Annotated in this window: 11 protein-coding genes and 1 pseudogene; 3 read left to right on the forward strand and 9 right to left on the reverse strand. The window is 58.8% G+C overall.

What is annotated here, in order from left to right; genetic code table 11:
- Position 1: 1 nt before the first annotated feature.
- The 7 genes from EFB14_RS25465 to EFB14_RS25495 all read right to left on the reverse strand — a co-directional run bounded on the left by EFB14_RS25465 (position 2) and on the right by EFB14_RS25495 (position 11031).
- Positions 2 to 1756: an ABC transporter ATP-binding protein gene (locus EFB14_RS25465; RefSeq protein ID WP_126829369.1), complete on the reverse strand. Its 1755-nt coding sequence runs from the start codon at positions 1754 to 1756 to the stop codon at positions 2 to 4.
- Entirely contained in the window at positions 1753 to 2826 is a 1074-nt protein-coding gene (locus EFB14_RS25470) for a glycosyltransferase family 2 protein (protein ID WP_126829370.1), read from the reverse strand. The genes EFB14_RS25465 and EFB14_RS25470 overlap by 4 nt, the downstream gene beginning before the upstream one ends.
- Positions 2823 to 5825 carry a trifunctional glycosyltransferase/class I SAM-dependent methyltransferase/polysaccharide deacetylase gene (locus tag EFB14_RS25475; protein WP_126829371.1) on the reverse strand — a complete coding sequence of 1001 codons (3003 nt, stop codon included), beginning with the start codon at positions 5823 to 5825 and terminating at the stop codon, positions 2823 to 2825. Before EFB14_RS25475 ends, EFB14_RS25470 begins: the two co-directional genes overlap by 4 nt.
- Entirely contained in the window at positions 5819 to 7000 is a 1182-nt protein-coding gene (locus EFB14_RS25480) for a glycosyltransferase family 2 protein (RefSeq protein ID WP_126829372.1), read from the reverse strand. Before EFB14_RS25480 ends, EFB14_RS25475 begins: the two co-directional genes overlap by 7 nt.
- A gap of 65 nt (positions 7001 to 7065) precedes the next feature.
- Positions 7066 to 8022: an NAD-dependent epimerase/dehydratase family protein gene (locus EFB14_RS25485; RefSeq protein ID WP_126829389.1), complete on the reverse strand. Its 957-nt coding sequence runs from the start codon at positions 8020 to 8022 to the stop codon at positions 7066 to 7068.
- A 501-nt stretch (positions 8023 to 8523) separates the two neighbouring features.
- Positions 8524 to 9951: a peptidoglycan L,D-endopeptidase MepK gene (locus EFB14_RS25490; protein ID WP_126829373.1), complete on the reverse strand. Its 1428-nt coding sequence runs from the start codon at positions 9949 to 9951 to the stop codon at positions 8524 to 8526.
- Positions 9952 to 10110: 159 nt separating this feature from the next.
- Complete coding sequence (locus tag EFB14_RS25495; protein WP_126829374.1) at positions 10111 to 11031, reverse strand: lipase family protein; 921 nt, start codon at positions 11029 to 11031, stop codon at positions 10111 to 10113.
- 274 nt (positions 11032 to 11305) lie between these two features.
- Here EFB14_RS25495 and EFB14_RS25500 point away from each other — a divergent pair.
- Positions 11306 to 11511: pseudogene (locus EFB14_RS25500) on the forward strand (helix-turn-helix domain-containing protein); the annotation flags it as partial.
- 16 nt (positions 11512 to 11527) lie between these two features.
- Here the strand turns inward: EFB14_RS25500 and EFB14_RS25505 are convergent.
- Both EFB14_RS25505 and EFB14_RS25510 read right to left on the reverse strand, forming a co-directional pair.
- Positions 11528 to 11854 (reverse strand): hypothetical protein, encoded by a 327-nt coding sequence (locus tag EFB14_RS25505; RefSeq protein ID WP_126829375.1) that lies wholly within the window; start codon positions 11852 to 11854, stop codon positions 11528 to 11530.
- A gap of 379 nt (positions 11855 to 12233) precedes the next feature.
- On the reverse strand, positions 12234 to 13217 hold the full coding sequence (locus EFB14_RS25510; RefSeq protein ID WP_126829376.1) for a LysR family transcriptional regulator: 984 nt from the start codon (positions 13215 to 13217) through the stop codon (positions 12234 to 12236).
- A 99-nt stretch (positions 13218 to 13316) separates the two neighbouring features.
- On the opposite strand from EFB14_RS25510, the gene EFB14_RS25515 reads away from it, so the two are divergent.
- Entirely contained in the window at positions 13317 to 13766 is a 450-nt protein-coding gene (locus EFB14_RS25515; protein WP_126829377.1) for a cupin domain-containing protein, read from the forward strand.
- A gap of 1 nt (position 13767) precedes the next feature.
- A complete protein-coding gene (locus EFB14_RS25520; RefSeq protein WP_126829378.1) occupies positions 13768 to 14145 on the forward strand; it encodes a hypothetical protein in 378 nt (125 codons plus the stop codon).
- The last annotated feature ends 470 nt before the right edge of the window (positions 14146 to 14615 follow it).

Raw genomic sequence — 14615 nt, forward strand, 5'->3', positions numbered from 1 at the left:
GTCACCTGAGCTTGGATATGGCCGCGGGCGGGCGAAGATCGATCTGGTTTTTCATCAATCTGGCAACACCGGGCCGATGGCTGACGACGATCAGCGTTCTGCCGGCATCCTGCTTGATGGCTGAAAACACCCGCATCTCGGTCTCTTCGTCGAGCGCGCTCGTCGCTTCGTCCAGAACCAGGATTTGCGGCCGGCTCGCCAGCGCGCGCGCCAGGCCTATCCGCTGCCTTTGTCCGCCCGAAAGCCGGATTGCCTCGTCGCCCAGCCATTCATCGAAGCCATAGGGCAGATCTTCGATGAACTCCGTGGCGCAGGCGACATCGGCGGCCCAGCGGATATCCTCATCCGGGATGTCGCGACGAAATCGAATATTGTCGAGAACTGTTCCTTCCATCAGCTCCACGTCCTGGCCCGACACGGAGAGCAGTTGCAGCCAGCTGGAGTGGTCGATGGTTGCGAGATCCCGGCCGTCGACCGTAATCGTGCCTTGGGTCGGCCGGTTGAGATCGAGGATCATGTTGAGAATTGTCGTCTTGCCGGAGCCGCTCGGTCCCGTCAGAGCCGTCGTCTCGCCCGCCCGGATCGAGAAGCTGAGGCCGCGAACCGCCGGTGCGTTCGTGCGCTCGTAGGCGAACGAGACATTGTGGAAGACGATCGCTTCCGCGAGGCGCGTAATCGGCTCCCCTTGGGATGCCTGTTTGATGTCGTCGCTTTCGGACAGCAGCGCCAGGACGTTCTGCAGAGACGCTTCCATTTCGTAAAGGCGCAGGATCTGGGAGTCGAATTCCTTGATATGCGGCTGAAGCCTGTAGAGAAGGATCGTGGCCGAGAGCGCAGCCTTGAAATCGACCGGCAGGAATTCCGAGGACAGGATGATCGTCAGGATGACGGCGAAGGTCAGCGTTTCGCTCAGAAGCGAGGTTGTCGCCCCCATCCGGTCCGACCTGCGCCAGGTCTGGCCGACTTCCCTGGAAAGCGTCTCGAAAAGTTGCTGGTGGCGCGTTTCGAGGCCGAAGCTTTTGACGGCCTTCAAAGTCTGCAGGGTTGTCCAGCTCAGTTGCGTCAACGCTTCCACGGCTGCCAGTGCCGAGACGCCGAGGCGCCGGTAGGCGCCGGCAAAGAACCCCAAAGCGAAATTGTGGATGAAACCGAAGGCGAGCCCGAGCAGGGCGATCGGCCAGGCCATCACCAGCATGCCGATGCCGAAGATGACGATCGTGCCGAGGTTGATGCCCAAACGCACCAGGCTGGCATGCGCCGAGGACACCGCGTAGGATTCGGTGGCGATGACATTGATCAGGTCGCTGCGCTCATAGTCCTGAAAGCGCTGGAAGGGGATGGTCAGGATCTTGGCGTAGAGGCGATCCCGCATGCGGTCGCTAATTCGATGGTTGACGGTGCTCGCAATGAGGGAATTGGCGCATCCCAGAAAAATCCGGAAGAGGATGGAGCCGATGAGAATGCCGATCAGGACAGGCTTCGAAAGGCTGAGGTCGATGCTGCCGAAAAACGCTGGAAGCCACGGAACGGCGGAGCCGGAAACCGGGCCTTGCTGCCCGAGAAGAAAGACCAGGCTGACCAGGAAGGTGATGCCGACCATTTCGGAGAGGCCGGTGAGGATACCGAGGACGATCATGACAGACATCTTGAACCGCAGCGCCGGCACGAGTCGCCGAAGCTCGCGGAACCGCGCCGCCACGATCAGATTGTAGGCGACGGCCGGCTTGGCGGAAGCGGGTTTTCGAAACCTGTTCATTTCAGGCCACCCGTGAAGAGATCGGGGCCGGTCGTTTCCCTGGCCGGCAGGCTTGCGAAACGATCGCTGAAAGCCGTTCCGGCTTGCGGAACGGCCGCGGTGAAGCGGATCCTGGGCTGGGCCGGAGGCTTGCCCAGGACGCGCTTTGCGATCCGGATGCCCTGGCGTTTCACCTGGCGCCAGCTCTGGCGCAGGCCGTGGACGATCAGCCGCGAGGGGTATTTTCTCGCCATCATCGGCGCCAGCTTTTTGAGCTGGGCATAATCGTCGTCGTGAAATGCCTTCTTGAAATACCAACACGCCGTGTTGAACTGCGATGCCTCGATATCGCGCGCCAGATGCGGGTAGCGGTCGGCGATCGGCGCCATCACCAGGGCGTAGGATTTCAGCATCCGATGGGCATTGCTGGACATGTTTCCCCTGGTAAACCGATAGCCGGTGAGGAAATCAGGGATCAAAGCGAAGGGCAGGGTCTCGGCGAGCGCCAGATAAAGCTTCAGATCCTCACAGCCCTCGGCGCCGCTGTCACGCAGGCCGGCGTCGTAACCGCCGCAGCGAAGAATCTCCGCCCGCGGCATCAAGGGCGTGCTGCCGTTGCCGATGAAGTTTTCCCTCAGCAGCGGTTCGAAGATGTTGCCTTGATGCATGACCGGGCGGGAATGGCCGAAAATGATGCCGTTTTCGTCGATCGACGCGTACCAGTTATAGGCAACTCCGTTTCCGCCGGGGAATTTCAGCACGGCCTCAAGCTGGCGCTCGATCTTGCTGGGGTGCCACACATCATCGGCATCGACGGGGGCTATGTAGAGGCCGCGCGCCTCCCTGACGCCGTGGTTGCGCGCCCGCGCAACGCCGCCATTGTGCTGGCTGAGAACACGGACACGGGCGTCGCTCAGGCCATAATCGCGCGCAAGATCGAAGGTTCGATCCCGCGATCCGTCGTCGACCACCAGGATTTCAAGCTTATCGTAGGACTGGTCGGAAACGCTTCTCAATGTTTCGACAAGCGTCTTCTCGGCATTGTAAGCCGGTATGACGACGGTGACCAAGGGGCGTGCTGCAGCTGTCATCCGATAAAGGCTCCCGGCAGGCCCATGAGTTCAGGGAAGGCTTCAAGCGGACGATCGCCGCGCACTTCGAGGCGCGGCAGGGCGAAGAGATTGTCGGAAAGCGTGGCTTTCTCAGGCCGCGTCGTAAAGCCGACGCCGTAGCCGGCAAGCGCCAGAATGCCTGGCACCCTGAAGTCCGTCGCGCCATAGGGGAGGGCGATGGATTCCACAGGGGCGCCCAGCCGGTTCCGCAGCGTATTGCGCGACGACATGGCCTCGGCCAGCAGGGCTTGATTGTCCATCGCGCTGGCTGCCGCGTGGGATGCGAGATGGGAGCCGAAGCTGATGCCCTTTTTGTGCAGGTCCTGAATATCCGCCCACGACATCAGCGGTGCCGGTTCTCCATAGGCGCAATCCCAATCCGACCGGCCGCCGACTTTATCGGTCACCACGAACACTTCGGCGCTGAAATCGTTCTCGGCAAGGATCGGGAAGGCGTTCGTCCGGAAATCCAGATAAGCGTCGTCGAAGGTCAGCATGACGGGGCGGCCCTGGATCGGCTTGCCGCTGCGCAGAAGATTCGCCAGGGTCTGCGCCGTCAGGGTGTAATAACCCTGGCGCCTCAGGAACTGCATCTGCTTGCGGAAGATCTCCGGCGAGGTGCGGAAGCGCCGCAGTGCTGCCGGTCCGTCCTCCGTAATGCCGTGATACATCAGAATAGGAACTGAGCTCGTGACCTCCGTCGTCCATGCCAGTTCGCGCTCGACGCCAGCCGGGCCCCAGATGACGTGCTTTGCGACATCCGTCTCCAATGGCGTCCCATGGCTCTCGATCCGCAGCACGGGATCGGCCGTGGGGCCTTTCCTGAACCGGTGGATGGCGTAGAGCTCGGTTTCGATCGTCTCTTCCAGGGCGAGCCCGGCTTGTTCGGCAAAAATCCGCTTGATCGTCCCGACACCGAAAGGATTGCCCCAATCGAAACCCGTCCGGTCGGGTTCGTCCCGGCGGATATGCGCATGGGCGGTCACCAGACAGCCGTTCGGCTTCAATGCTGCCGCCATCTTGCGGCAGGCGGCGGCCAGCATTTCCTCATCCTTCATGTAATAAAGGACTTCGGAGCAGACGATCAGATCCTGTTCGGGCGGAAGATCCTGCCTGACGAAGTCGAGAACGCGAAGCTCGATGTTGCGATCGTCGCGGCACCGCTCGATCGCCCTGTCGATCGCCCGCTGGGAAATGTCGGTGGCGGTCAGCCGAGTGACTTTTGGCGCCAGCTTCCTGGTGAAAATCCCCTCGGCGCAGGCAAGCTCCAAAGCCTTCTCGATCCCTTCCGGGATCAGGCTCAACGTCTGCTCATATTTGACCTGCTCGTAGACCGAGACGTAATTCCATGGATCCGGGTGTTCGAAGATATGGTCCCAGTACGCTTCCTCGGACTGAATGGCCGGAATTTCCTTTCTTTCCTTCGGCCGCGGATCGGAGGGTTCGGGAATCTGCGGGCTCAGCTCATGTTCGATCTTTCGCAGAATGCCGGAGAGCCTGATGTCGTTGTCGTGCTTGTCGCTTGGCGCCGTGGCAAGGACGGCGTTGCGGCCGATGCGCGCCAGCAGTCTTTTCAGACGTCCTCGCCGCCGGCCGTTCTTCAAGATGAGGCCACCGAAGGCTCGGTATCCCTTCAGCGCCTCCGTCGTCCAGGAACTGATATAGGCGAGTGCGGGCGGCGTTTGCAGATGCTCTTCCACATGCATCTCATGCATGATCAGCCGGAGCTGCGCCCGGATCGAAAGATCGCCCCAGAGTGGCCCGACAAAGGAGCCGACATGCTTTTCGCCGGAGAAGGCGTGCATGATGAGCGTATCGGCCTCAACGGCCTTGGGGATCCTGGAAAGCCTGCCGAGTTCGACGCTGACCACCTGGACATTGCCAAGCGTGAAGGACCGCAAAGGATTTGCGGCGGATATATGCCAGGAAACGGCATCAATGATCTTGCGCCCGGTGCCAGGCGAGGAATGGCTCTCAATCAGCTTGATGAGCGAAAGGAATGTCGGCAGCCATTTATCGAGCACATCGATGAGATCGCCGGCCTGATCGATGGAGAGCCCGGTCTGCAAGCCATGCAGGATGACACCGGCAAGAAGGTTTTCATAGCCCGCGGCATCCGGCATCTCTGGCAGAAGCGCTGCAAGGGCTGCAACATCCAACGCCGAATCGAGCTTGGCCGAGACGACCCAGGCCAGCATGCGCAACTGGCTGATGGCAGGCGTGATCCAACCCGTCTCCGGCCCCTCGGCCGACAAGCCTTGCTGCATCCGCAGTGCTTGCGCCTTCGATGTCACACGAACGGCATCACGTATCATTTTGGTCGGGTTGCCGGAGAGAGAGTCCGACTTCATGCGGTAGAAAGCGAGGCACTTGTCGACACGGCGAAATTCAGCGCCTGAAAAGGCCATGCGCAGCCAGACATCCCAATCCTCGCAGGTCTGCAAGGTCTCATCCATGCCTTTCAGCCGCTCGAAAAGGCTTTTGGGAAAGACGACCGTATGGATGGCGAGGGCGCAAAAGGAGGAGAACTCGCGTTTGGCGGCATCGCCCGTCAGGATGGGAGGCTGCTCCACCCGCATCAGCCTGCCATCCGGAGCAACGCGGCGGTACGCGCAATAGGCGATGACATCAGGAGACGAATCCTCTGCCACAGGCTGCATGTTTTCGATGAAGGTCGGATCCAGCCAGTCGTCGGCATCCAGCATGCAGAGCAGGGGAGCGGCCGCAAGGCGCGCAGCGTGGTTTCGCGCCGCAGCCGCGCCGGCATTTGCCTGACGGGCGGGGAGAATGCGGCTATCGGCTTTTGCAATATCGTCGAGAACGTCCCAGGTGCGGTCGGTCGAACCGTCATCGACCACGACGGCCTGCCAGTTCGATCGCGTCTGCTTCTGCAGGCTGGCAAGACATTCGGCAAGCGTATCGCCTGCATTGTAGGCAGGGATAAGAAATGAGATGTCAGGCATCGCAGCGGTCACCATGCGCGCATCTTCCATCGGCGCAGGACATAGAGAGCGCCGTTGACGCTTCCGAGCATTTCCTGCTTCAGGAAAAAGTCGTTAGACGTCGCCCCTTTGCGAAATCGCCTGCGGACCCTTCGCGCATAGTATTTCGGAAAGGAAACGAGGATGCGCCTGAGATTGCCGTTATTTCCCGTGTTCTGATACTGGACCAGCAGTGCCGCGATATGGCCGCTCATATATTGATAGATCTGCTTGGCGAGCCCCTTCATATCCTTGCGATGAAAATGCCAGGATACCGCTGTCGGCTCGTAGCGGCAGACATGGCCGTGATGGAGCAGCCGGTTCCAGTATTCGGAATCGCCTGAACATCCGGCCGCGCCCATGTCCAGGCGGACATCGAACAGGCCGATTTCGTCGAAGACCTTGCGACGGAAAGCCTGGCTTGCGCCGGCCCCGATCGTCCAGACCGGAGCGCCGTAACGCGCATGGCTGATATAGAAATCCCGATTGAAATCCTGGCGGAGATAACCCCGGCCGAAACCCCAATGCTTTTCGAAGATGAACTGCGCCGGCGTTGCGAGTTCCCCGGGAAGGACCAAGCCGGTCACGCAGGCGATGTCAGGCCGATCGAACGCCTTCATCAGGTTCTCCAGCCACCGCTTGTGGAGAACCACGTCATCGTCGGTAAAGGCGACGAATTCGGTTCTCGCCGCGCGAAGCGCTGCATTGCGGGCGTAATCCAGCCCGACCCTGTCTTCCCGGACATAGGTGGCGCCTGCTTCCTCCACCACGCGACGCGTCGCATCGCCCGTTGAGGCATTGTCGACCACGATGATCTCGGTGGGGCGGAGCGATTGTTCGGGGATGGACGCCAGGCATCGGCGTAGCTGATCCGGCCGGTCCTTGGTGCAGATCAGAATGCTGACGTCGCGATTGCGAAGAGGGGTTTGCGCGATATCACGCGCATGCTCGAGCGTGTCCGCCTGCACGATCCGCTCGGCGAGTGCCGTCACCGTCTCGGGACGCTCGACATAAGTCTGCCCGACGGGAAGGCCGTCCGACATGAAGACCACGAGCCCATCCGAAATCGGCGGCGAAATAGCCTGGGATTGGCTGGATGAGAGATCGAGATAATGGATCGGGACAGGAAAGCTTATATCCTTCAGATCAGACGGAATTGTTTCTCGCATCATCGCTTTCTCAATCGCACCGCGGCATGGCGCCCGCGCCTCAGGCGCGGGCTTGAAAGCCGTGATGGTTACCCCGCTGCGCGCGCCTTCATCTTCTCCCTGAACCAGTCGAGCGTCATGGCCACGCCCTGTTCATAGGAGACCTTGCAAGACCATTCCGGCATCACATAATTTGCGTTGGTCAGGTCCGGGCGTCTGTTCGTGGGATCCTGCGGTGGCGACGGTTTGAAGACGATCGGCACGCCGCCGACGAGGCTGGAAACATATTGCGCGACCTCGAGAACCGAAATCTCGCGATCATTGCCGATGTTCAGAGGTCCCTTGTAGTCGGTTTCATTGATCCAGAAATACCGGGCGAAACCGTCGACGATATCGTCGACATAACCCCAGCTGCGAGACTGAAGGCCATCGCCGAACACGGTAATCGGGCGTCCCGAAAGCGCCTGGGTGACGAAGTTGGAGACCGCGCGCCCGTCGTCGGCGCGTGTGCGGGGACCATAGATATTGAAGGGTCTGATAACCTTGAGGTTGAGCCCCTGGGTGCGCTGCATCTCGAACAGCAGCGATTCCGTGCAGCGCTTGCTCTCGTCATAAGACGAGCGCGGGCCGGTGCAATCCACCTGGCCCTTATAGGATTCCGGCTGCGGCGAGATCAAAGGATCGCCATAGACTTCGGAGGAAGAGGTGAAACCGAAACGGCCGCCCTTCTTCAAAAGGTCCAGAAGCCGGAACGCGCCGAGCAGATTCGCGGAAATCGTTCTCTTCGGCTCCTGCATGTACCATGGCGGCGATGCGGGAGAGGCGAGATGATAGATTTCATCGAATTTCTCGGACGTCTGCAGCGTTTCGACGTCCGATTTCACAAAGTAAAAACGGGGGTCCTTGATGTGTGCAATATTATCGAAGAGTCCTGTCCAGAGATTGTCAACAACAACAAGTTTCTGGATATCATTTCTAAGTAGAAGTCGATCGCATAGATGCGATCCAATGAATCCAGCCCCGCCTGAAATTAGTACATTTCTCATAGCATTACGCCTCTTTACTTGCGGATGTGCTATTGCTATTACAGCGAGGGAAGGTTTTGTATGGGTACGAAGTCCGGGGTTGATCAGACTTTGGTCCGAGTCCGGCATGCGCGGAAGCGATGGCCATGGTCGTTCGGCTATGGAAACTGCGGCGAATGCGCGTCTGGAGAGAACGCTTTAAAACATTGAATCGACGTCGTTCTTTCCGATCGTCGATTCCGACATATCGGGTCGATGTGCGAGCATCGGCTGTAAGGCATGTCGATTAATTAGCATATTCTAAAAAAGCTGATTGGCCGCCCTGGGGCGCTCCATTCTGACGTGGGGGATGGGTTTCCAGAAGCATCCGGACGCTCGTCGAGCGCGGCATGTCGACGGCATATAGCTTAGCGATGGTCGCATCGGACAAGCGCCGCCGTCTTTCGGCCCGGCTGCGACCTCGACAGGCCGCTGGCGCTACTGACCGGCTTCGTGCCGCGCATCAAGCCCTGATGATTGAGCTCAGCCCTCCGGGGGCGACGCAAACCGGTTGGCATCGAACAGGTCTGTGGCGGCGACCGGCGTGATCCCCACACCTGATACCGCGACACCCGCCTCACGATGAACCGTGCGGGGGGAAACGCGAGGCGCGCTCAATTCAATCGCCTCGCCGGGAGAATGCAGCGCCCATTTCATCAGCGCCGCGTTCGACGTTGATCCAAGGAAATTTGCGTCTTCCCAGGAAGCGGTCATGGGCAGGGAGGCGATCATATCAGCGCCCTGCCTGGAGGTCTCCTGTGCAACGACGAGGGGATGGAAGCGGGCGTGGGCCGGCAATACAGGAGTCCGTCTCTCCGGAAGTGCTGCAATCGGGCCGATCGACGCGGTCTCCAGTTTGTCGTCCGCGCCAGCGTCCCGCGCAAGGGCGGGCGGGCGCATCGCCGGTATCGGGATCGGCAAAGATGAAAGGTCCGGAGCAGACCGTTTGTCATCCGGCCCGGCTGCGCCGGTCTGCAGCGCGAGCGCATTCAATACCTGGCTTCGGGGCGTGGGCAGAAGCGCCGTCACGAGGTTGCGGCTTGTGGCGTCGCCGCTCGGCGTGGCCGACGCTCCCACGTCATCGTCGTCTCCAGCGGTGCTGGCGATCCCAATCGAGGTGGGTGTGACGCGCTTCCTGTAGTTCGCAATCGCCTGATCGTATCCCGGCAGAGGCCGGCCATCGGCCGGAAGATGCATCGTCTGCCCGTTGGGGAATAATCGCGCGAGTTCCTGCCGGGACATGCGGGGCCAGGCCCTGACATTGCCGACGTCGAGATGCACGAAGGGCGATCCCGAGGTCGGATAATAGCCGACACCGCCGACCTGCATCTGCATTGCAAGTGCGCGCAGCGTCGCAAGCTTCACGCCGGGAACGTAGAAATCCATCGCCTTGCCCAGCATGTGCTGGCTCTTCTTGGCGACTCCCGTGATGCGCGAGCGGTTGCGGAGCATGTTGTTGGTAGCAGGGGAACGATAGGCAGAGACGATATGGATGTAATCCTTGCCGCCGCTCTTCTTGTACACCTCCCAGACCAGGTCGAGCAGCCGGGGATCCATCCGGGTCGGCTCGTTCCTTCGCCAGTCGCGCAGAAACCGATTGATCTGGGCGAGGCCCTTCGGATCGAACTTTCCATCCCGCTTGTAGGTGATCGTCGCCCTCTCGCCCGTATGGGTAAAGAACAGCTTCAGGGCGCGATCTTCCGCTGAGGCAAAGGATGCAGAACCGACAAGGGCGGGGAGCGCAAACAGAGCTGGCAGAATGGTGTGCGCTGCGAATCGTTTTGCACGCGAGAGGAGTGTGGCAATGCCGCCCAAGGCTGCGCCCGACAATCCTTGCACTGGATACTTCAACACGAACAATCCCGTCTTACACAAACACTCGGCGACGGGCGGGGGGAACTCCGCATCCATCAGGTTTAGTAAAGCCAGTTTATGGTCAACAAATTGCTAACGAGGGAGGGGGAAGCTTAGTGAGTTGGGATGCGAGCTATCTGAGGCACGCCTGACCTGACACTGAGGGTTCACCCGGCGCCCACCAGAAACTCGGTGAGTTCTCGCGAAAGCCAATGACTAGCTAATGTTCATTGCAATTCTTTCGCGATAGAGTTCCATGGAATGCTGCTGGACGCCTTTTCCGGAAAGAAGGCGTGAAACCCAAAAAGCGAAGTTCACGCTTTCTCGTCTTGGTATGTTTTCAAGCGACGAGCCATCCAACATAAACTCGTTAGAACAGTTTTCGAAACCGAGCCACTTTGGTGGAACTGTCGGCACGACGTCGAATTCGTTGTACAGATGGTATGGTTGTCGATAATTTGTCACCGCCCGCATGTCCCCATATCGCGGCATACCAAAAGTATAGCTCGCATAAGTTCGCAAACGATTGTGAACTATACCCTCTTGAACAAACTCAGCCGAGACCGTCATGCCCCAAATTGCATGCATGATGGCTGCCATTGCGCCACCTAGCGAATGACCGGTTACATAGAGTGGTAGGGGTTCAGGATTCGATTGGATATATTTCCGAAGCTCAAGACTTACAGGCTCTAGGCAAGCGCTAATAGCCCGGAAAAAGCCCTTGTGGAAGCAACTCGCTCCACCGGCACCCTCATGCAAATATCGAGTAGATCGCAGATTGATCAGCCAATCGTAGAGATATTTTGTTCCACGAACCGCGACCATGATCATATTTGGTGTTCTTACTCCAACCACGATTGCATACCGGCGAACCACGACGAAGAACTGTCCAAAGTCCGCTGATTCCAAAATTTGCTCGAAATCGATAGTTTGCCTCTCTCGTACTGTGCTTTGGTATGCGAGACACGGAACTACATTGATACGATCAGCGTTCGAAAGTTCAAAATCTGGGATTCGATAGTAGGTCAATTCCGAAAAAAGAGCGCAAACATACGCTTTCTTGATGTCAAATCCCGTCGCGCGCCAGTCAATCCGGTTTATGTGCGGCCATATGTCTCGTAATGGAAGCTGACCCAACGTCGTTTTCTCGCTAATAGGATTGAACCCTTATACTCTTGATGCGGCAACGGAAGTATTGATCAATATCCCTTAAGTTGCAATAGTAGTTGAGAAAGGCGTTCCTCGTTAGGTGGATGCGTGTTGCAATTTATCTTTTTAAGCGGTTGCGTTCGTAGATTTCGTTCTGGATACAGTTGTTCGACCTGAGAGATAGGTGACGTTTTGTACCGGAGACATGGGTAACACTTTTCGCTTTTTGCGGGAGGTGTCGATGCCGTGAAAAGAGACTTCGATGATGAAGGAACGTCTACGATTTGTCGCCCGGCTGCTTGAGGGCGAAGGCATGAGCGATGTGTGCCGGGAGTTCGGGATCTCGCGCAAGATCGGCTACAAGATCTTCAGTCGCTACAAGGAGGACGGGCTGGAGGCCCTGACGGACCGGTGGCGTCGTCCGATACGCTATGCAATCAGTTGCCGGAGCCAGTTACGGCGATGATCGGCTTTAACCATGCCCTCAGAAGTTCGGGCTTTCCACATAGCCTTCCAACTCAGGGCATCCCCTGATGTTGCCGAAACCGATCGTTCGCCGGTCGCCTGATTCATCCAGACCTCTGAGCACGATGATATTCTCATCCTGCTGTATAATCTCGCTGCGATAGATGCCGGCCCGAAGCGCCCGGTTTCTCGCCTGGCTTATATTGCATTGCCCGGGCGGTGGAGTGACGTGCCAGTATCTCGTGCCTTGCCCATCCGACTGCCATCCGCCGGAAGCGGCATATCCCGACAGGCTGGATAGCAGTATGCCAGACGACAATATCAGGCTGGCTAGGACCGGTTTCATGTAATCTCCGTAAGCCGTGGCGTTTCCGGGGTCGTCACCATTCCATTTGTCCCTGTTGCAACGGAGAAACCGGGTTTCCAATAGTGTCGCTATGGTAGGTGACTTACGCTAACACCGTGCTAACGCCGGCTCCGGCCGAAATTCGCCGATATTGAAAACAACGAGTTTTCCGGAGCGGTTAGCGTTGCGCTGCCGATATTGCCGTTTTGAGGACGAGCGCAAAAGCCGATAAATCAACAATTTCGATAAGGCGGAACCGCGCCGGAGAGGATGAAACTGGGCATCGCTATGTCATTGCAGGGCCTCTTTAAGTTATGAAATGCCGTCCGCTTTGCGCCAGCAGGAGACGTCCGATACGGGACGCAAACCTGGCCTGCAATCAATCGATATTGCCAGGGCCTCCCAATACCGCGTTGCCGACGCCGGCCTGTTCAAGATCATCGAGTGGCGTGAGTATTTCGAAGACCTGATCGCGCAACCAGGCGTGTGCACGGGAGGCGGAATTGCGCCGGTGCCAAATCATTGCCAACAGCGTTGGCGGCAAAGCAAAGGGCAGCGGATGAATGGCAAGCCCCGCTGCGATGGCCACTTTCTGGGCCATCCGGCGCGGTACAATTCCGACGAGGTTTGTCGCCGCTACAGACCGCAAGACGGCCGTAAAGGTCGGCACCGACAGAACTATTTCGCGTTGCAGACCCAGTGCAGCAAGTGCGGCAGTTTCTCGATCGGGCGCCGACTCGATGACACGGAAGGCGGCGTGGCGCAGACTGCAATACAGTTCGACGGGCATCGCCGCCGCTGGCGTAACATCGTGCTGGCGTAGAACCGGATGATCCTGCCGCGCAACAACAACGTAACCGGCATGAAAAATCGGTCGCCAATCGACCCAGGGCGAAAAATTGCCCGCAGGCAACAAGATCAGATCCAGCCTGGCTTCTCGTAGGTCGTCCATGGTCTGAAGATTGGGCGAGTCAGTATAGCGCAGCGAAATGCCGGGCGCCTGCTGTTCCAGGTTAGCCAGTAGGCCGGGAAGCATCATTTCGGTGAAAAAATCCGACGCTGCAATGCGGAAAGTCTGCACCGCACCCACTGGATCGAAGCTTGCCGGGTTCAAAAGGCGGCTTGAATCCTCGAGCAGTTGCGTCAGCGGCAACACCAAACCAAGTGCGAATTCGGTGGGGCGCATTTGCTGGCCATCGCGCACCAGCAGTGGATCGCCGAAGGCGGCGCGCAACCGCCCAAGGGCCGCTGACACCGCCGGCTGCGATAGGCCAACCCGCTCCCCGGCGCGCACGGTAGACCGTTCGCGCAACAAGGCATCAAGCACTTTCAACAGGTTGAGGTCGAACGCGGATAAATTCATGGGACCAATTCAGTCGATACAATCATTCAATTTATCACAAGTCCGGCGGTGCGTTACCTCGGAGCCCTTCCATCAACCAACCACAAAGGTCCCTGCATCATGAACATATATACCCAGCCACAGCAGGCTCATAGCTGGAACGGCACCACCTATCGCATCCTGTTGTCCTCCGCCGAAACTCAAGGCGCTATGTCCATCGTCCACGGCGTTGCTGGCCCGCTTGAAGGCCCGCCTTCGCACGTCCACGAGGCCGAGGACGAAACTTTCCTTGTGCAGGAAGGCGTCATTGATTTCGAACTTGAGGGCACCGTGTTTCGGCGCGGTCCGATGGAGACTGCGCATATCCCACGTGGCAAGCGTCATAGCTTCCGCACCGGTCCCGATGGCGCTGTTTGCATCGCCGTGCTGACGCCGGGTGGCTTTGAAGGCTTTTTCAAAGAAGTCGCCGCAGGCGGTTTTCAAATACCGCGTGACATCGCCGCTGTTGCCGAATGTGCGGCACGCTATGGCTCGCAGTTTACCGGCCCCGGGCTGGCGCAGAGAGGCTGATATGCGTGACATCGCCTTTATCTTTTTTCTCGCGGCGGTCGTGTGCGTCACGTCTGGCATGGGCTGGGGGATCCAGATGGCAATCAGCGAGGACCATTTGCTGGCGCCGGCCCATGCGCACCTCAACCTGGTGGGATGGACGACGCTGGCGTTGTTTGGTCTGTACTACCGACTGACCCCCACAGCAGCGCAGGGGATTCTTCCCCGCGTTCACGCTGGACTTGCCATCCTCGGTGTCGCTCTCATGACCCCAGGTATTGCCATGGTCATCGTCGGAGGTTCGCCTGCTCTGGCGAGCGCCGGCGCGATACTGACTTTGGCCTCGATGCTGCTGTTTCTGGTGACCGTTGCCCGCCACGGGCTTGGTGCAGCGGCGTGACGACTGGCCGCGGGCTTCGAAATTCCCGCGGTCAAAAGGGACTTGGCTTAACATCCGGGCACTAAGCAGACCTTCGTTGGCAAGCCAACGAAGGTCTGCTTAGTCTTTTGATTTGTCGCAGGTTCTTGTCCGAAAACCGTGGGACACTTTTCCGGAACCTGCTTGGAAGAAAAGCGGACCCAACGCCGCGAGAACTGCCCTCCGATTGCCAGAGATCCTCTGGTGGCACCAACCGCTATCTCGCCAGTTCGCGCAAATGTCCTCGGATGCGGCTAAAACTTTCAGGGTCCGACATGGGCGGCAAAACTGGCGTCTTTTGAGGCGAGCCTGTCTGCATTGGGCCGATACCGTTGATAAAGTCGCGTCGAGATCGTGCGGCAGCTCTGGATTGCGGCTGGCGCGCCAAGGTGTAGCTCCCTTTATGCTGGTTTCGGCATCGGCGTCGGGATTAGCTTTGCGAGTTTCCGGAG

It is taken from the genome of Rhizobium fabae (assembly GCF_003985135.1).
GTDB lineage: Bacteria > Pseudomonadota > Alphaproteobacteria > Rhizobiales > Rhizobiaceae > Rhizobium > Rhizobium pisi.